This window comes from Allohoeflea poritis, assembly GCF_027889715.1.
Taxonomy (GTDB): domain Bacteria; phylum Pseudomonadota; class Alphaproteobacteria; order Rhizobiales; family Rhizobiaceae; genus Hoeflea_A; species Hoeflea_A poritis.
In genome coordinates, this window is the sequence record NZ_JAPJZH010000003.1 from 418884 (window position 1) to 436987 (window position 18104).

At 56.1% G+C, this 18104-nt stretch carries 17 protein-coding genes; 9 read left to right on the plus strand and 8 right to left on the minus strand.

Annotation, left to right across the window (positions count from 1 at the left end):
* On the minus strand, positions 1-1611 hold the full coding sequence (locus tag OOZ53_RS07295; protein WP_271088721.1) for a GMC family oxidoreductase: 1611 nt from the start codon (positions 1609-1611) through the stop codon (positions 1-3).
* A 161-nt stretch (positions 1612-1772) separates the two neighbouring features.
* Positions 1773-2489: a sterol desaturase family protein gene (locus OOZ53_RS07300; RefSeq protein ID WP_271088722.1), complete on the minus strand. Its 717-nt coding sequence runs from the start codon at positions 2487-2489 to the stop codon at positions 1773-1775.
* Positions 2490-2597: 108 nt separating this feature from the next.
* On the opposite strand from OOZ53_RS07300, the gene OOZ53_RS07305 reads away from it, so the two are divergent.
* A complete protein-coding gene (locus tag OOZ53_RS07305) occupies positions 2598-3539 on the plus strand; it encodes a LysR substrate-binding domain-containing protein (protein WP_271088723.1) in 942 nt (313 codons plus the stop codon).
* 26 nt (positions 3540-3565) lie between these two features.
* On the opposite strand, the gene OOZ53_RS07310 is transcribed toward OOZ53_RS07305, so the two are convergent.
* Entirely contained in the window at positions 3566-4603 is a 1038-nt protein-coding gene (locus OOZ53_RS07310; RefSeq protein ID WP_271088725.1) for an AraC family transcriptional regulator, read from the minus strand.
* 101 nt (positions 4604-4704) lie between these two features.
* Between OOZ53_RS07310 and OOZ53_RS07315 the strand changes: the two genes are divergently transcribed.
* From OOZ53_RS07315 to OOZ53_RS07345, 7 genes are all read left to right on the plus strand, one after another.
* Positions 4705-5154, plus strand: a complete 450-nt coding sequence (locus tag OOZ53_RS07315) for a hypothetical protein (protein ID WP_271088726.1) — start codon at positions 4705-4707, stop codon at positions 5152-5154.
* Positions 5155-5166: 12 nt separating this feature from the next.
* A complete protein-coding gene (locus OOZ53_RS07320) occupies positions 5167-5583 on the plus strand; it encodes a hypothetical protein (protein WP_271088727.1) in 417 nt (138 codons plus the stop codon).
* 34 nt (positions 5584-5617) lie between these two features.
* A complete protein-coding gene (locus OOZ53_RS07325; RefSeq protein ID WP_271088728.1) occupies positions 5618-7084 on the plus strand; it encodes a coniferyl aldehyde dehydrogenase in 1467 nt (488 codons plus the stop codon).
* Positions 7085-7087: 3 nt separating this feature from the next.
* On the plus strand, positions 7088-8377 hold the full coding sequence (locus OOZ53_RS07330) for an NADH:flavin oxidoreductase/NADH oxidase family protein (RefSeq protein WP_271088729.1): 1290 nt from the start codon (positions 7088-7090) through the stop codon (positions 8375-8377).
* A 33-nt stretch (positions 8378-8410) separates the two neighbouring features.
* On the plus strand, positions 8411-8875 hold the full coding sequence (locus OOZ53_RS07335; protein ID WP_271088730.1) for a GFA family protein: 465 nt from the start codon (positions 8411-8413) through the stop codon (positions 8873-8875).
* A gap of 106 nt (positions 8876-8981) precedes the next feature.
* A complete protein-coding gene (locus OOZ53_RS07340; protein ID WP_271088731.1) occupies positions 8982-9719 on the plus strand; it encodes an SDR family oxidoreductase in 738 nt (245 codons plus the stop codon).
* A gap of 12 nt (positions 9720-9731) precedes the next feature.
* A complete protein-coding gene (locus tag OOZ53_RS07345) occupies positions 9732-10352 on the plus strand; it encodes a 2-hydroxychromene-2-carboxylate isomerase (protein WP_271088732.1) in 621 nt (206 codons plus the stop codon).
* Positions 10353-10535: 183 nt separating this feature from the next.
* Here the strand turns inward: OOZ53_RS07345 and OOZ53_RS07350 are convergent, their stop codons facing one another.
* The 5 genes from OOZ53_RS07350 to OOZ53_RS07370 form a co-directional block, all read right to left on the minus strand.
* The gene (locus OOZ53_RS07350; protein ID WP_271088733.1) at positions 10536-11576 is read right to left on the minus strand and encodes an AraC family transcriptional regulator; all 1041 of its coding nucleotides are present in this window, start codon (positions 11574-11576) and stop codon (positions 10536-10538) included.
* 55 nt (positions 11577-11631) lie between these two features.
* Entirely contained in the window at positions 11632-12000 is a 369-nt protein-coding gene (locus OOZ53_RS07355) for a tautomerase family protein (RefSeq protein WP_271088734.1), read from the minus strand.
* Positions 12001-12005: 5 nt separating this feature from the next.
* On the minus strand, positions 12006-12311 hold the full coding sequence (locus OOZ53_RS07360; RefSeq protein WP_271088735.1) for a hypothetical protein: 306 nt from the start codon (positions 12309-12311) through the stop codon (positions 12006-12008).
* Between the two features lie 48 nt (positions 12312-12359).
* Positions 12360-13571: an iron-containing alcohol dehydrogenase gene (locus tag OOZ53_RS07365; protein ID WP_271088736.1), complete on the minus strand. Its 1212-nt coding sequence runs from the start codon at positions 13569-13571 to the stop codon at positions 12360-12362.
* A 414-nt stretch (positions 13572-13985) separates the two neighbouring features.
* Positions 13986-15380, minus strand: a complete 1395-nt coding sequence (locus OOZ53_RS07370) for an aldehyde dehydrogenase (protein ID WP_271088737.1) — start codon at positions 15378-15380, stop codon at positions 13986-13988.
* 1818 nt (positions 15381-17198) lie between these two features.
* Here OOZ53_RS07370 and OOZ53_RS07375 point away from each other — a divergent pair.
* The gene (locus OOZ53_RS07375; protein ID WP_271088738.1) at positions 17199-17528 is read left to right on the plus strand and encodes a nitrile hydratase subunit alpha; all 330 of its coding nucleotides are present in this window, start codon (positions 17199-17201) and stop codon (positions 17526-17528) included.
* Positions 17529-18104: the final 576 nt, after the last annotated feature.

Below are 18104 nucleotides of genomic sequence, written 5' to 3' on the forward strand. Positions count from 1 at the left end.
TCATGCGGCGGCTTTGATCATGTCAGCGGCTTTTTCCGCGATCATGATGGTTGGTGCGTTTGTGTTTCCCGATATCAGGTTTGGCATTATCGAGGCGTCGACCACTCGCAGCGCCTCAATGCCCCGTACTCGCAGTTCGGGGTCCACCACCGACATCTCGTCCCTGCCCATCTTGCAGGTGCCGACGGGGTGATAGATCGTGTCCGCGCGCGTGCGAATATGCTCCTCCCAGTCCGCATCGGTAGTGGCGTGCTGCGTCCCGAACATCTCCTTGTGCCGGAATTTGGTCATCGGCGGGCTTTCAAGGATTTCCCGCGTCAACCGTGCGCCTTTGATCATGACCTCCAGGTCCCTTGGGTCCGAAAGGAAGCGGGGATCAATTTTGGGTGCGGCCAATGGATCGCTGCTCTGCAAAGAGACAGTGCCGCGGCTGTCCGGGCGTAACTTGCAGACATGACAGCTGTAGCCGTAGCCGAGATGAAGTTGGCGGGCGTGATCATCGACAAGCGCTATTGTGAAGTGGAGCTGTATATCAGGCCGGTCCAGTGTGGGTGAGGTTTTGAGGAACGCCCCGCCCTCCGCAAAGCACGTCGCAGCCATGGAAACGCCGGTCTTCCGCCATCGGGCCAGGTGCCGCATCAGGTTCACCGTTCCGGTAACCCCGATGCCGAAATTGTCCTTGTCCTTGCTCTTGTAGGCAAGAACGAAGTCCAGATGGTCCTGAAGGTTTTTGCCGACGCCGGGCAGATCGTTCCTGACATCGATTCCGTGCGACGCAAGTTCGTCGCCGGGCCCTATACCCGACAGCTGCAACAATTGCGGTGTGTGAAAGGTGCCTCCGCACAAAAGCACTTCCACACGTGCGGATATCTCAACATCCCGCCCCTTGTGCCTCACGATTACGCCGGTGGCGCGATTGCCATCGAAGGTCAGCCTTTTGGCCCGGGCCTGAGTGATGACTGTCAGATTGGGACGGCCCATCACGGGAAACAGGTATGCAGCAGCGGCGGAGCAGCGTTCGCCATTCTTGGCCTTTTCATGAAACTGGGTGACCTGGTACAGCCCGACCCCTTCATTGTCGCCGCCATTGAAGTCTTCTGTTTTTCGATATTGAAGTTGCCCCGCGGCTTCGATGAATGCACGCGTAATGGGGCGCTCTTCCTTTTGATTTGAAACCTGCAGCGGGCCGTCAGCACCGTGAACGTCGCTGCCGCCCCGTTCATTATTTTCGGCGCGCTTGAAGTAAGGCAGGACGCTCTCCCAATCCCATCCGTCGCAGCCCAGATCGGCCCAGCCGTCATAATCTTGCTGCTGACCGCGAACATAGAGCATCGCGTTGATCGCACTGGATCCTCCAAGACCCCGGCCGCGAGGTTGATATCCCTTGCGCCCGTTCAGGCCCGGCTGTTCGACGGTTTCATAGGCCCAGTTGTTGATTTTTGGCCGTCCGGGAAGTGTCGCCACCGCGCCGGCGGGCAACCTTACAAGAATGTGGTTCGCTCTGCCGCCAGCTTCCAGCAAACACACTTTAACCTTGGGGTTTTGGCTGAGACGGTTGGCAAGAACGGAACCTGCCGACCCGCCACCTACGATCACATAGTCAAACTGCATTTCATTCCTCCCTTTGAAACAGGGTGGAGGAATCAGAGGTTTTGCGACAGCGTTGAAGCGGACAAAATCTTGATATTTTCGGCCAGCCTGCCCGCGTCAATCACGCAAGGCGATGCTGCGCGCACAAGCGCAGCATCACAAATGGCGTTTGGTTTGCCCGGTCAATTCGGCTGGGGTTTCGCCCTGCGCTGTTTCGGGGCGATCTCTTCATCCGCGCTGAAATACAGGGTGCCGAAAAGCCAGTCCGACAGGGGAAGCGTGATATTGAAGTTCCCCTCGGTCATGAGATCGCGGTTGTGATGCACGGTGTGGAACAGTCGCAGATACGTCCATCCGGGGATGAGCCGAAACACACGTTCAATGAGTGATCCCCTGGGAAGGTGATAACTGAAGTGCAGGATTTCGTAGGCAAGGTAGCAAGACGTCATGGTTGCCGCGAACAGGTAACCGATGTTAGCGCCGAAAAGAAGGGAAAGGACGAGCCCGCCCGGTACCGAAACCAAGCTTGTGAAAACGACAAGCAGGTAAATCGGGAAGATGACGACCCGCCAGTCCATGACCATCTGGTATTCCATCGCCCGGTCGACAAAGAATGTGTGATGGTCGCCCGTATGGCGCTGGTAAAAAAGCTTGAAGAGCTTCGTTTTTTGGTGTCCCCACCATCGGTGTGACGCCCATTCGCAGACATTGTAGGCGAGCAGTGAAATCACGACGATCCAAAGCTGGGAATAGTGGAAATCGACCAGCCGCGAGATCGCGAAATAAAGGAGGCCTGTTCCTCCAAGCAGCACAACGAACAGGTGGACCCAGCCACTGTAGTAAGGGCTGACATTCGCCCGGTATTTTGCGCGGAATTTCTCCCTTGCTTCATCTTTCATCGATAGATCCTCCCATCCCTAAAGATGGCGGACAGGATACGTAATATTGATATAATGAAAAATTTATAATAATTAAGAGCATTATCACTCTGGTAAATAACGACTGTAATGCTGAGAAACCGCGATCTGAATCTCCTGCCGGTTTTTGATTCCCTGATGCAGGAACAGCACCTTTCAAAAGCCGCGGAGCGTCTGAACATGAGCCAGCCGGCCGTCAGCAATGCTCTCAAGAGGCTCAGACAGGGATTCGACGACGAGCTTTTCGTGCGTACCGGCCGCGGGCTCAAGCCGACGCAGCGTGCGCGTGAACTGCATACACAAATTGCTCCGGCACTTGCGTCGATCCGGGAGAGTTTCGAGGGCCGAGAATTTTCGGCTGAAAATTTTTCCAGAACCATCGACATCTCCATGAACCACGCGGTCGAACATATCTGGGGTGAAATCCTTCTGAGGGAGGCCCGGGCTCAAGCTCCGAATTTGAAATGGAAGCTACACCCCGACTATGTCGACGACATACCCGCGCGCCTCAAGGACGGACGCCTCAGCTATGCGGTGGAATACACGCCGATGCCTGAAGACCAGTTCGGATCGCGACTGCTCCTGCGGGAAGGACTTACCTTAATATGTGCCAGTGACCATCCATGTGCCAATACCGGCGTGACGATGGAGCAGTTTGAGTCCTTGCCCCAGGTTTCCCTTGTTCGCAGGTCAGGACTGATCCGGACGCAGAACAGCCGCCGAACAACCCCGCTCGAGTTCCTTCTGGGCAACGCTCTGCCAGAACGCAACATCGCGGTTCAGATGTCCAGTTTTGTTTCCGTACCACACGTCGTTGCGGCAACCGATCTGATTGCCGTTGTGCCAAGCCGGTTGGCAAAGTTCTTGAGCGACAACGGAAAACTTAAGTGTCTGCCGCTGCCCTTCGACTGTCCGATGATAGAAGTACAGCTCTACTGGCATAGAAGCCGCGACAATGATCCAAGCCACAAGTGGGTCGTCGAAATGATGTCGAAAACCGCTTCAAGCCTTGGCACAGCAGATTGGTTTTGAGGCCTGCAGACTTTAGCCAAACGGATCTAAGCAGAAACCCTGTTGTGAGCGGCGTCTTTTTTCAGGCTGCCTGGCGAGTAATTGTACTTTTTTGTGAAAGCGCGCACGAAACTGGATGGCTCAGAATAACCGGTGCGCCACGCGACCGTGGTAACATCCAGTCCCGCCGTCTTTAGCAATTCGTGCCCAATAGCAAGACGGGCATCAACAAGTATTTGCCGGAAGCTGGTGCTTTCCTCCGACAAGCGACGTCGCAAGGTCCGCTCGGTCACACCGAGCTTGGCAGCGACGGTACCGATGGTCGGATCGTTTCCCATTTCAAGCAGGGTTGCTTCGCGCACCTGTGCCGTCCACTTCGGGTATGGTCGGTCCTCAAGATTCAACAGGTTTCTGCATTGCCCGAGGCAATATTCCATGACCGCCGGATCATGCTGTGGCAAAGGCCTGTCCAGCAGATCCTTGGGCAACGCAATCGCGTCCCTCGGCCTTCCAGGCATTACGCTGATACCGAGCATGCTCTCGATCGCTGCCGCGACATCGGGATCGTCCAAAGTCGTCAGGAATGTGAAATCGGAAAGCGAGAACTTCGGCAAAAGTTGCGCGCTGAAGTTCGCCAGGACCGTGAGATGCCGTTCCAGCACAAAGCTTTTCACCCGTGGCGATAGACCGCTTGTGTCAAAAGTCAGGAGCGGCGGATCGTGGAGTTCGTCGAGACCGACTGTGGCTATGATGAAAGACAGATTGGCGTAATCAATTGCTGTCTTCAGGCTTGCACGGAACGTCGGGCTGCTCAGGATGGCATAACCCCATATGCCGAAGACCTCCGGCCGGTAGCGGCGACCGATTTCAACGCCTAGCCCAGGGCGGTTCGGAGCATATTTGAGAAAGTTACCGATAGCGGTGACTTCCTGGGCCAAAGTCACTTTCATATCGCTACTGTAGAGATCGAATGTCACGAGCCCCGTGCCCTCAAGGCACTGTTCCGCTTCCACATTGTAGCTTGGCGCAGCTTCGCACAGGATACGGACGCTTCCGGGCGATCGTTTCTGTGATGCATTCTTCATGTCGCAATGCTAGGTAGCTTGGCCGGAAATGTCAAAGACATGTCCGTTGCCATCATCGGCTTTTGGCAGGCGATGACAGAGAGTGTTCGCAGGAGGACCCCATGCGATCACTCATTGCCATTCAAGAAGGTCAAATTTCGCTGGAGCAAATCAAGGCTCTCGAGAAGATGCTGCGTAAGCTTTACGCGGAGCATATCGGACCCGAAAAACTGACCGTCATCTGGAACGTTGCGGCCAGGCAGCACACGATTACCGACAGAAAGTGGTCGCGCTCTTCGACGGTAACCATGGAAGTACCGGATGGCCTGGAAACACAACGGCGCGAGGCCTTCATGCTCGAGTGTGAAAAGAGCTGGCGCGAAGTGACCGGACAGCATCCGGATCAGGTTTCCGTCGGGGCATTCGATCAGTCGCGCTACGACGAAATTCTGAAAAGCAACCTCACCCGCTTATCGACTTTGGGACGCGTCAGCTATCTGGGCAAGCTCTTCACCCGGGCGATGATCTCGAAGATGCAGCATGGCGTGATGATCACACGGTTTAATCAATAGGAGCGTTCGACAATGCCACTTTATACACTCGCATCGAAAAGGCCGTTCTCCGAACAAATCCGTTTCGACATCGCTCAGGTGATCACGGACGTGCATTGCGGGCTGACAGGCGCTCCAACGGAATTTGTGAATGTTGTGTTCATGACCGGGTTTCGAATGCGCCGGGGCACGACCCTTGGTGTGAACGGCAATGTGCGCATGGGCGGCGACCGCAATGCTGACCTTTATCAGCGGTTGAACGATCAGATGCATCGGCGTGTCGCGGAGGCGGCGCAACTGGATATCTCCCGAGTTCTGGTCACGCTGATCGGCATCGAACCGCATTGGGTTGTCGAGGGAGGAATGGTCCTTCCGCCGCCCGGTGAAGAAGCAGGCTGGCTGGAGCGCAAGAATGCCGTTCATGCCGCTATGGGGATCGGTCCGGCCTGATCCCGGTTTCAATCAAACACTCGGAGAAACGCAAATGTCCGCACCACAACTGACCGCAGTCACACCGGAAATGCCGGATCTTGAGGCAATGCTTCTGGCTCAGAAGAAGGCGTATATGGCTGATCCGATGCCCGATCGGGCGACACGGATTCGCAGGCTCGACAAGCTGCACAATGCTCTTGTCGACAACAAGGCGCGGATCATCGCTGCGGTGAGCAAGGATTTCTCCAACCGCTCCGCGGCGGAAACGGAGCTGGCGGAGATCATGCCGTTGCTGGACGGCATTTCCTATTACCGCAAACGCCTGAAACGTCTGATGAAGCCGCAACGCCGCCATGTGTCGCTGACTTTGATGCCAGCGCGTGTCGAGGTGCAATATCAGCCTGTCGGCGTCGTCGGCATCGTAGTACCCTGGAACTTTCCCATCTTTCTGGCCCTGTCACCGTTGATCGGTGCACTGGCAGCCGGCAACCGCGCAATGCTCAAATCGTCGGAATTCGCGCCCGCCACGGGAGATTTGCTGAAGCAGATCATCGCGGAAAACTATGCCGAAGACGAGGTGACGGTCGTTACCGGCGGCGTTGAAGTTGCCACCGAGTTCACCAAGCTGCCGTTCGATCACCTGGTGTTCACCGGTTCGACCCAGGTCGGCAGAATTGTGATGCGTGCCGCGGCGGAAAATCTCACACCGGTGACACTGGAACTCGGAGGCAAATCTCCGGTCATCATCCACAAGGATTTTCCCATTGAAGAAGCCGCCGGCCGGATCGCATTCGGCAAGGGCATCAATGCCGGTCAGGTCTGTGTATCGCCGGACTACATCCTGTGCCCGCGCGACAAGGTGAATGCCTTCTGCAACGCCTTTTCGGAATCGATGGGCAAAGCCTACCCGAGTCTGCAGAACAATGGCGACTATACCGCGATCATCACCGATCGGCAGAAAGCCCGGTTGGAAGGCTACCTCAAGGATGCCGAGGAAAAAGGCGCCGAACTGATCACCATCAATCCGCAGGCCGAGTCGTTCGGCGACTCGCGAAAGATGCCGATGACGCTGGTCATCGGCGCCACCGACGAGATGCTGGTCCTGCGCGAAGAGATTTTCGGCCCGATCTTACCCGTGGTCCCCTATGACACGATCGACGAGGCCATCGCCTATGTGAATGACCGCCCGCGGCCGTTGGCGTTCTACTATTTCGATTGGAACAAAAGTCGTGCCGACGATGTGCTGGCCCGGACCCATTCGGGGGGAGCGTGCGTGAACGACACGATGAGCCATGTGCTTGCCGACGATATTCCTTTCGGCGGCATCGGCCCGTCGGGCATGGGCCATTATCACGGCGCGGAAGGGTTCCGCAATTTCTCCAAGGCCAAAGGGGTGGTCCGCAAGGGCCGGATCAATGCGACGGCTTTCATCGCGCCGCCCTGGGACAACTTCATGTTCAACAGCCTGAAAAAACTACAGGCAATGCGCTTCCGTCGCCGGAAGATTCAGGAGTATTGACCAATGCTTGAGACACAGCACGCACAGGCCCGTCAATTTCACGCCGATCAGGCAAGCAAGGATACCGCAAATCTTGCAGACCCCCTGACGCTGAAGTCGGGCACTGTACTGCGCAACCGGATTTGCAAGGCATCGATGAATGAAGCCCTGGCAACGCCGGACGGCAAGGTCACCGACGCCCACACATCGCTCTATGACGTCTGGGCCGACAGCGGTGCCAGTCTTCTGATCACCGGCAACATGATGGTGGACGGCAAGCACATGAACGAACCTCTGGTCGTTGATGCGTTGCTGGATACCAACATGGATCAATTGCGCAAATGGGCTGCGACCGGGCGGCGCACCAACACGCACATCTGGCCGCAATTGAATCATCCGGGCAAGCAGTCGCCCAAAATGGTCAATGACGCACCCGTCGCACCCTCCGTCGTGCCGATCCCAAACGAGATGTTCGCCCCCCCGCGCGAACTGACCGATAGCGAGATCGAAGAGATCATCGACCGTTTCGCAGAGGCGGCCGGCCGCCTCCAGGAGGCTGGGTTCACCGGCGTACAGCTGCACGGGGCGCATGGCTACCTCATCGGCCAGTTCCTGTCGCCGCATCACAACCGGCGGGAAGACAAATGGGGCGGAAGTTTCGACAACCGTTTCCGATTCGTTGAAGAGGTCTACAAGCGCGTGCGCGAGCGTACGGGCGAAGGCTTCAATGTCGCAATAAAGATCAATTCATCCGATTTCCAGAAAGGCGGGTTCACCGAGGCGGATTCGATTGAGGTCGCCAGGCGGCTGGACCGGCTGGGAATCGACCTGATCGAAATCTCGGGCGGTAGCTGGGAAAATCCCGTCAACCGCAAGGGAAAGCAGGAAGTCAAAAAGGAAAGCACCATCAAACGTGAGGCGTATTTCCTGGAATATGCGGAAAAGGTCAAAAGCCAGATTTCGACCCCACTTGTTGTCACGGGCGGCTTCCGGTCCTCAGCCGGCATGCGCCAGGCTCTTGCCTCAGGTGCGATTGACATGGCCGGTGTTGCACGCCCCTTTGCCGTCGATCCCAAATTCGGTACGCACGTACTGGAAAATCCGAACCATGTCTCGCCGGTGGCCCCCATCAAATCGGGGCTGAAGAAAATCGACGCAATGGCGATCATGGAAATCAGCTGGTACACGCTTCAAATCGAACGCATATCACAAGGCAAGAAGATTCAGAAGAAGGCGGACGGTGTGTGGCCGGCCCTTCGTGTGATATATCGCTTCTGGAAAAACGGAAAGGCCGTCAAGAGAGTCAGAGCGTAGGGGCAATCGGCATCAGACAAGCTGGAAGATGGCATGATGCAATGGAGCGGCAGTTGTAACTGCACCGAAGTGAGCTTTCGGACCTCGGGCCGCCCGATTTTCCGGGCGGTCTGCCATTGCTCAATCTGTCAGGAATTCAATGCCGCCGAATACGCGGACATTCTTACATTTCGGGCCAGGGATATCGATTTAAACTCGCCTGGAACTGTCGCGTACAAATCCTACAAGAAGCCGCCATTACTTCGGCGCGGCAGATGCAATACTTGCGGCACTCCGGTGATCGAGAAACTGAATATTCCCTTGTTTCCCAAGCTGATACTCGTACCTGTGGGTCGTTTTGCCGAACAGGACCTGCTGCCCGCGCGGGACTTTCATATCTTTTACGATTGCCGGGTGAAGGACGTGCCGGACAACCTGCCAAAGGCCAGCGGATATCTGCAAAGCCAGACCAAATTCGCCGCATTCCTCATGCGCCGCCTGCTTCGCGGCAGGAACTGATCTTGCGGCAAAGGCAGCCGGGCCCGGAGCAGTTCATTGAGGCAATGACTTTTCCCTGGCCGACGGGTCCGACTGACGGGATCTGTACAAATGTGGAGGAAACACGATGGACAATCCAAATGGCGCTTGTCTTGTAATCGGCGCTGGCGACGACACCGGCGCCGCGATTGCGCGTGCCTTTGCGCGCGAAGGTTTGACAGCGTGCGTCGTGCGCCGCGACAGGCATGCCGAGGCGCTCGAGACATTGGCGGCTTCCATACGCGATGAAGGCTGTCAGGCACGGGCGTTTCCCGCCGACGCCCGCGACGAGGCAGAGATGCGCGCGCTTGTCGAAAAGATCGAAGACGAGATCGGCCCCATTGAAGTCGCCGTTTTCAACATCGGCGCCAACGTGAGGTTCGGGATCAACGAGACGACCTCTCGTGTCTATCGGAAAGTCTGGGAGATGGGATGTTTCGCCGGTTTTTTGATGGGGCGCGAGGTGGCAGCCCGGATGTTGCCGCGTGCGCGCGGCACGATCATCTTTACGGGTGCATCTGCGAGTGTGCGGGGCGGTTCCGGCTTTGCCGCATTTTCCGGCGCCAAGCACGCATTGCGTGCGCTGGCGCAATCGATGGCGCGCGAACTTGGCCCCCGCAATATTCACGTAGCGCACACGGTCATTGATGGCGCTATCGACAGTACGTTTATCCGCGAAAATGTTCCGGACGTGGACCGCATGCGGGAAGAGGACCGGATTTTGAACCCCGACGATATCGCGGCGAATTATGTTCATCTGCACAAACAGCCACGCACGGCCTGGACGCACGAGTTGGACCTGCGCCCCTGGAAAGAAACCTGGTGAAAGGAGCATATTGTGACGGTCTCGGTTGAGTTTATCTATGATTTCGGCAGCCCCAATACCTATCTGGCGCATTGTGTAATTCCCGAAATCGAGAAGCGCACGGGTGTGAAAATCGACTATGTTCCGTGCCTGCTGGGCGGTATCTTCAAGGCAACCGGCAACCAGTCTCCCTTTTTGGCCTTCAGCAAGATCAAGGGCAAACTCGAATATGACCGGCTGGAAATTTCACGGTTTATCGAGAAGCACAAACTGACGAATTTTCGACTGAACAAGCATTTTCCGGTGAACACGCTTCTGCTGATGCGTGGCGCGGTCGCGGCTGATTTCGACGGCAATCAGGGGGATTATATCAAGGTCGGCATGCGAGCGATGTGGGAGGAAAGTCTGAAGATGGACGACCCAAAGGTATTCGCCGACACATACAATCAGGCAGGCCTGGACGGTCAACACCTTCTGGAGCGAAGCCAGGACGATGACGTGAAACAGCGTTTGATGGACAATACCAGCCGTGCCGTTGAACGCGGGGCATTTGGCGCTCCTACTTTCTATGTCGACGATGAGATGTTTTTTGGAAAGGAGCGTCTCGGCCAGGTGGAAGAGGAAATACGAAAGCACTTGCGCTCGGATCAGTAGAACGAGATCTTTCGACATGTTTGAAGCAGGATGGCCGAAAACGCGGGTTCTTTTCCAGATGCAGTGGATGGTTGCGTCCGGACCGGTCGTGCAAAACGCGCGATAGAAAACAAGGATTATTGGTTCGAACGTTGTTTCGCTGCTGCGGGCCGAAGCCGAATTTCCAAATCGGCAGAATTCAGCTTACGCGGCCCGGACCGCATTTTTCTTTCGAACCTCGCCGGGCGTCTCGCCGTAGTGTTTGGTGAATGCGCGGGCAAAACTGGCTGGTTCGGCATAGCCGACACGCCATGAAACTGTATCGACGTTCAGTCCAGCGGAGGCCAGCAATTCATAGGCAATTGTCATGCGGGCATCGATGTAAAGCTGTCGAAAACTGGTTCCTTCGTCGGTCAACCGTCGTCGCAAAGTTCGTTCGGTCACGGCCAATCTTGCTGCGATCTCTTCGATTTGCTGTTCCGATCCGATGTTGTCGACGATAGCGTCGCGCACTTGTTGCGACCAATGCGGCAAAGCGCCGGTCTGCTCCTCCAGGAGAACCTTGCACTGATCGAGACAGAATTTCAGAGAGACGGGATCTGAATTCGGAAGTGGCGCGTCCAGTATCTCCGCCGGAAAGGCCAGAGCGTTTACGGGCTGGCCCATCTTGATTGAGGGCGGTTTGAATTTGGCCAACTTCTCCGGATAGTCGGGGTCGCCGTCCATTAGCCGGGCTTCGAAGTTGTTGAAATCCGGCTTCTGCAACAAGTCGCGAATAAACTTGACCGCAATTACAGTGTGGCGCTCGAGGATATAGCGATGTGTTGAGACCGGGATACCGGTTGTGTCGAACTCCAGCCGAGCCTCGCCATTGTCCTCCACCAACGACATCTCGGCGATCAGGAATGACAACTTTGAGAAGTCGATGGCCGTTTCTATCGCGGCCCTCAAAGTGGGGCTTGTCAGGATCGCAAAACCCCAGATGCCGAAAGCATGAACATGGGTGGCGCGGCCGACCGCAAAGCCCAGACCGACATTTTCAGGCGCAAGGCGAACCAGATTCTCAATCGCCCGGATTTCATCGGTTGTGCTGTGCAAGGCGCCGGGATTGTCCAGATCAGCAACCGAGACGGAAGTGCCTTCGAGGCATGCTTCCTCGGTGATTCCATACCTGGCCGCCTCATCGCAAAGGAGGCGCAGGCTGGTAGGCGGGCGGGATTGCGCGTGAACAATCATCGGGAACATGATAGAGGCCTGGCCGGAAACATCAATCTGCAGGGTTCAGCTGTGGCAGGGCACGTTATGTGTCGTCTTCCGCATGTTCCGGCTGGACCACACCGCCCTCCATGACCCAACCCGCCGGCACGTCCGTTGTGTCGGCGACAATCGCACTCAACGGCACGCCGGCATGGGTGAAGATGGACATTTTCATGCGCATCACGAGTGTGCTCTTTTGGTCAGCGGTACTACCCGAGTGGATACTGCCAAAAAGGAATACGCTTCTGCCATTGATCGGCACTTGCGGAGCGTCCTCAAAGAAAAAAACATGAACGAAGGTCCGGGGGGTGCCGGTGATGTCACAATGAATATCGGTGATGTCAGACGCGATAACCGGCTTTGCGTCGTCGGGAATTGCACCGGGAACAGCATTGCACATATAGAGAGGCATGATTGCTATACCTTTGGATTACGGATCGATGTGACAACTTCGTTGGCAGACAAGCCAGTCCTGGTCATGCAGATGTCGCAGAGCTCTCCAAGAAACGCGACGCGCTCATCACGGGAAAGCGCACGATTTGCATGGAGCGAGGCAATCACGCTCTTTGAGGGTGCAGCTGCTGTAAATCCGTTGCCACTTGGCACAACGATCCAGTCGATATCCGCAGGCGCCGCAAAGGCGCGCTGCGAAAAGTCGTTGATCTGAGCCTTCAGGCGAAGTTCGTTTTCAGTTGAAATCTGCCCTTCTTGGACAAGGCACATTACGGGTATCACAGGACTGTTCCTTTGTTGTTGAACCCAGGTTGTTTGTCAGGCGAAGTCCACCGATCTGCTTCCATTGGAAACGGAGTTTAGAATCTTCGTCACATCGCTCTTGCGCATGACTTTCGGCACGGCATAGGAAGACCGCGCTTCAGCAAGGGCATCTTTGGCAATGGAGGCGAAATCCTTCTGTTGCAGGTCATCGAGATTTACGGGGATGCCTACTGTGCTTGCCAGCGCATCGACGCGTTCGATGAACTGATCGGCCTGGATCAATGCATAGGGTGCCGAGCTGTTTCCTTGCAGCATCCGCTCCAGCTCGGCGAACCGCTCCGCGCTGACCTGTCTATTGAACCGCAAGACGCGCGGCAACAGGATGGCGTTGGCCAGACCATGGGGTGTGTTGTAGTGCGCGCTGATCTGGTGCGAGATTGCATGGACATAGCCGAGGCCTGCGCGTGTGAAGGCATTGCCCGCAAGGAAGGAGCCGAGGGCGACCATTTCGCGGGCATGCTCATCATTGCCATTGGAGTAGGCGACGGGCAGGAACTCCACGATCAAGCGAATGGCGGTCGCGGCGTCGCGATCCGTCGCCGGTGTGCGCGCGCGGGATATGAACGCTTCAATCGCGTGCGTGAGTGCGTCCATGCCGGTGCCGGCCGTCATCGGTCCCGGCAGCGAGACGAGCAAATCCGTGTCAAACGCGGCCGCAACCGGCAGATATTTCGGATCCACGAAGAACTTCTTCTTGTGGGTCTGCGTGTCCGAGATCACTGCCGCGGTCGTCACTTCAGAGCCGGTGCCGGACGTGGTCGCGACCACATAGAACGGCAGCAGGGGCTGATCGACTTTCAGGATGCCAGCCAGTTTGTCCAGAGATTTTTTGCTGGTGCTGGCCGCTGCCATGACCTTGGCCGCGTCGATGGCGGAGCCGCCGCCAACGGCGAACACGCTGTCGCACTTTCCTGCACGAATAGCAGCAACGCCTTCTTCTACAACCGCAAAAGTGGGGTTGGGGATGATCCCGTCATAGACGGTCACATCGCAGCCTTCATTTGCCAGGAATTCCAGCAGACCATCAAGCATTCCGTTTTTGAGAAGGAAGCTGTCTGTAACAAGAAGCGGGCGTCTGGAACCACTGCGCACCATAAGGTCAGCGAGCTTGATCATGGCTCCTTTACCAGAAAAAGTCAGTGGTTTTTCAAGGGTATAGAGCCGGTTCATTGCGCGAAGGGCGAAGGCCATGGGTAAGCTGATCATGAGAGTATCCTCGATTTGTCTGCGCGCTGCCTTATCAGCGCTTTGGGTTTATACGTGGCACCAGGAACACGGAACCGATGAGAGTCTTTGCGGGATTGGCTGATTGGCTCACACGCCCGCTCGGGAAATCCGGAAGAGATAGACGATGTCCGCCTTCTCTTGATCTCAATGTGGTGGTTTCAACCCGGAATCGACATGTTCAATACGGACAAGGTTCTGACAGTTTCGGACAATCGAGCTGGCCATTTGTAGGCTACCGGACCTGACTGAGGTGACTGACGAGAGTACCCGTACTTGAAGCCTGACCGGTGCAGGTGTGCCTTCGTGCAATGGACAATGCCCCTTTTTGTATAGGGCTGAATATGTTTCGCGGCCGCCATAAATGACGACCGCGGTATTCAGTGCGGATTGTTGTTACCCGAGCTTGCGGATCAGATTCATCTGCCGATCGGAGTGCCCATAGTATTTTAGGTCCAGCTCGAAATCGAAGTACTTCTCCAGAACCGGTTTCATATGAGAGAAGCACTCGAGGCTGTACTCACCGTGGTAACGACCCATGCCGCTGTTGCCAACGCCACCGAAAGGAAGATTTGAATTCGTGATCTGCATGACGGCGTCATTGATTGCGCCGCTTCCGAAGGGTATCTCGGCGAGGAAGCGCTGCTTGGTCTCGCGGTCGTGGGAAAACAGATACCCGGCCAGCGGCTTTTCGATCTTCCGAACGATGTCAAAGGCTTCATCGAGCGTCTCGAATTCCAGCACTGCGATGACCGGGCCGAAAATCTCTTCCTGCATGATCGGGTCGTCAACGCTTATGTTGTGTACAACCGTCGGACGGATGACGCGGTCTTCACGGTTGCTCTCGCCACCGTAGTACACCTTGTCGGCATCAATCAGCCCGACAACGCGGTCGAAGTTACGCTCGTTGATGATCCGAGTGAAATTGCCGCGCTCGACGGAATAGTCGTGCTTCTCAATCTCATAAACCATCCGCTCGAGAACGCGCTCCTTGATGCTCTTGTGAACCAGAACGTAATCGGGTGCGAGACAGAGCTGGCCGGAGTTGATGAATTTGGCCCAGATGAGCCGCTTCACACTGACGTCAACAGGCGCGTCTTCGGCCAGGATCGCGGGGTTCTTCCCGCCCAGTTCGAGTGTCACATTGGTCAAATGAGGCGCGGCGGCTTCATTCACGATCTTCCCGACCTGCGGGCTTCCGGTAAAGAAGATCTTGTCCCAGCGCTGATTGAGCAGCGCGGTTGTCTCTGGGACAGCGCCCTCGACAACATGCAGATATCCCGGGTCGAAGTTCTCGTTGATGATCTTCGCCATGACCCGGCTCGTTTCAGCCGGAAGTTCGCTGGGTTTCAGGATGGTGGTGTTTCCTGCCATCATCGAGCCGACCACCGGGGTAAGAGACAGATTGTATGGGAAGTTCCACGCGCCGATGACAAGTGCCGTTCCAAGCGGTTCTGCGACGATATAACTTTTCCCGGGTTGGTTGAGCAGGTTGGTTGCGACTTTGCGAGGTTTGGCCCAATCCTTGAGATGGTCGATCGCCAATCCCAACTCCTCGAACAGCGGGAACAGTTCGGTCAATTGCGTGTGGTGCCTGGATTTGCCGAAATCATTGAATATGGCTTCGTAGAGCTCATCCTCGTGAGCCCGCAGCAAGCGTTCGAACTTTCTGAGCTGTTCCAGCCGGAATTCGACCGGCAACGTGACCTTAGTGCGAAAATACTCGCGCTGGCGTTGGACGGCGTCGCGAATCTGTTCTTCGATCCTGGTGTTCTGTGTTTGGTTGGACATAACGGTTCCTCTTTCGGTTGGCGGTAATAAACGTCCTTGATCGAGGTGCAGCTTGTCCTTTCAGGCTCGAAATCGACATGTTCATCCCGGACAGGATTCTGACAGTTTCGGACAAACGCTGATCGCTTCGCCGCCATTGGATGGCCATGCGTCGTCGTTCGCATATGGTGTTGAAATCTCATTGCGGGCGACGAAGGTGTACAACGCGTGCAAGGCTTGGCGACCATCGGAAAAGACCGACTTAAAGTCAGAGATACCTGAAACCCGGTTTATGCGTCCTGCTTGCAGAAAAACACCGAATGCCTCTGGAACCGCCTTCGTGATCGCGCGCGGAGGCTCAGATACCAATCCGTCAAGTCGAAGTGATTGTAACGGAGAGGGATGATCCGGCAGTCATAGCCAAAACTCACAGAACCCGAGGCTGAAACATTGGCGCACATGGCGGGCTTTGGACGGCGATGGAAAATTCCTTGATATCAATTGCTTGTGGGAACGCCGGTTGACCGCCATCAACATGAATCCATGTGCCATTGCGCCAGCCCTTCGAGCGCAGCTCTCACGGCGCCTGTTGCTCGCAAAGGTCCACTCGACCTTTGCGTTGAAGCGCATCGCGCTTCAAACGCTCCAGCGCTCCGCTATGGCTTCGCGCGTTCATCGCTCCAAAAGGTCCACTGGACCTTTTGGCCGGCTACGCCGACCGCTCCTCACTCCCATTCGATGATCAACGAGCTGCATAAGCTATTGATTTCATGTCGGCTTCATCTGCGACAATTCGCGCATACCGTCAAAAATACCGTCAAATTTTTAAGTTGCTGAAATCGCTTTTTTATTCCCTTCGCTAGCGGACAGCAACTTGTGAAATAATGCTAAGTGCGTGCGTGGAGTTCTCGTCGAATTGGCACTGCGGGTTTAAATCGTGGGCACGCGAACAAACATACCGGTTATTGTATCAACATAGCGTGGCCCTTGGCTGTTGTTTGGAGTTCCCCCGGTTTGATGGACACTTTTCAGTTTTTGAAGGAGTGTGTTTTTCATACCGAGAACGAGGAACCCGTACCTTGCGGAGTGAGCTTGTGAACGGAACACATCATTGAACTTGCGCGGTCTGGCCGCAGCATTGAAAGCCTGGCGCGAGAGTTCGACCCTCGCGTTGCAACGATCCATGTCTGGATCAAGCAATTAGAACGGGATACGGGTCTGCGTGATGGTGGGCTGACCAGCACCGAGCGAGAAGAGCTTCGGCGCGTTCGCACAGAAAACCGACAGTTGCGTCAGGAGGGCGGCATACTCTCAAAAGCCGCGACCTGGTTTGCGCAAAACGACGGGACATGCCTTGCCCCATCAGTACTTCAACCTGCCGTAACTTCGAGACAATCTCTTCCGGCTTGGTTCGCTTGTTTGCCATTCTTGATCCTCCGTTCCATAAACACAACGGTGGACCAGTTCATTCAGGGAGGCTTAGCGCCTTGAGAAGGCGGCAAGCCCAATCGGGTTGGCCATGGCGGACGGTTCGGGCGCTACGTGAAATGGGTTACCAATATAAACTTACCTGTCGGCGGTGAACGGCAGTTTCCGACGGGGGTGGGCTTCTTACCACCGCGCTGGGGACCGATGGCGCGCGGACGCCAAAATCGGAAATAGCATTTTTGCTATCGGTCTGATCGGAACAAAGAATTGGTGCCAGCACCCTGTCGCGGCCAAATATCAAACACATGAGACGCGCGCGGCATGAGGCGTGTGCGTCTCGACGGACGCAATGGCGTTCGTTGCAACGGAAACCGGCGCACGAAAATGCGCCACGTGAATGGAGTTGTAAAAATGACCAAGTTAACGCCGGAAACGGCCGAGGCCGCCAAGGCCGAGCTCTACAACAAGGTCTGGACCGACGAAGCGTTCGCGGCCCGGCTGGAAAGCGATCCGAAGGCTGCGCTTGCGGAATTCGGAGGACAGATCGGCGACGATGTCGAGATCCGGGTCGTGCGCGATACCGAAAAGGTCAAGCACGTTCACATCCCTTCCGCGCCGTCGGAGGGTGAAGTCTCCGACAGGGATCTCGGGCAAGTTCAGGGTGGTTTAACCATTCTCGTTGATACCACAACCCGTCCCATCGGCGGCTGTCCCGTTTCCTTTTCCAACACGTTCGGTTGATCAGCGCCGCCCGGCGGCATCCGTGGTGGAATGCCGACCTGACGATCCGCCGCTGATTCAAATACCGTCCGACCCGGGCATTCCAGTCAGAAGCCGAGATTGGTGACAAATCCCCCGATTTTTCGCGAGCCGAAACATCGGGGGTTTTTGATTCCGATATGTCCGCTTTCGAAATCGGAGACGTTCCGTGACCCTGCAATGGGTGCTCGATCCTCGAACCCTGCCAGGGGTCCGGGAACGGATTCGGGAGGCCCTTTGGAGAAGTCCTGATCGATCCGCCGCGAAGGCGGTCAACAGCGCGCATGACAGGTGGTTATAGGCTTTTACCTATCGCGCTGATCAGCACAAAAGATTGGAGACGGCGCCTTCGTCCAACTAATTAAAAGGGTGCAGAAAGACACCGGCATGGTGCTGGTGTTTAGCGGCGACCGCAGAGCCATCTGACCCCACCGCCGCACAATGCAAATGGAGTAATACGATGAGCAATCAGTACATGTCCGGAGAAGCCCACGCCGCACAGGCGGACTTCCTCAACAGGATCTGGACCGACGATGCGTTTGCAGACCGTCTGCAGAG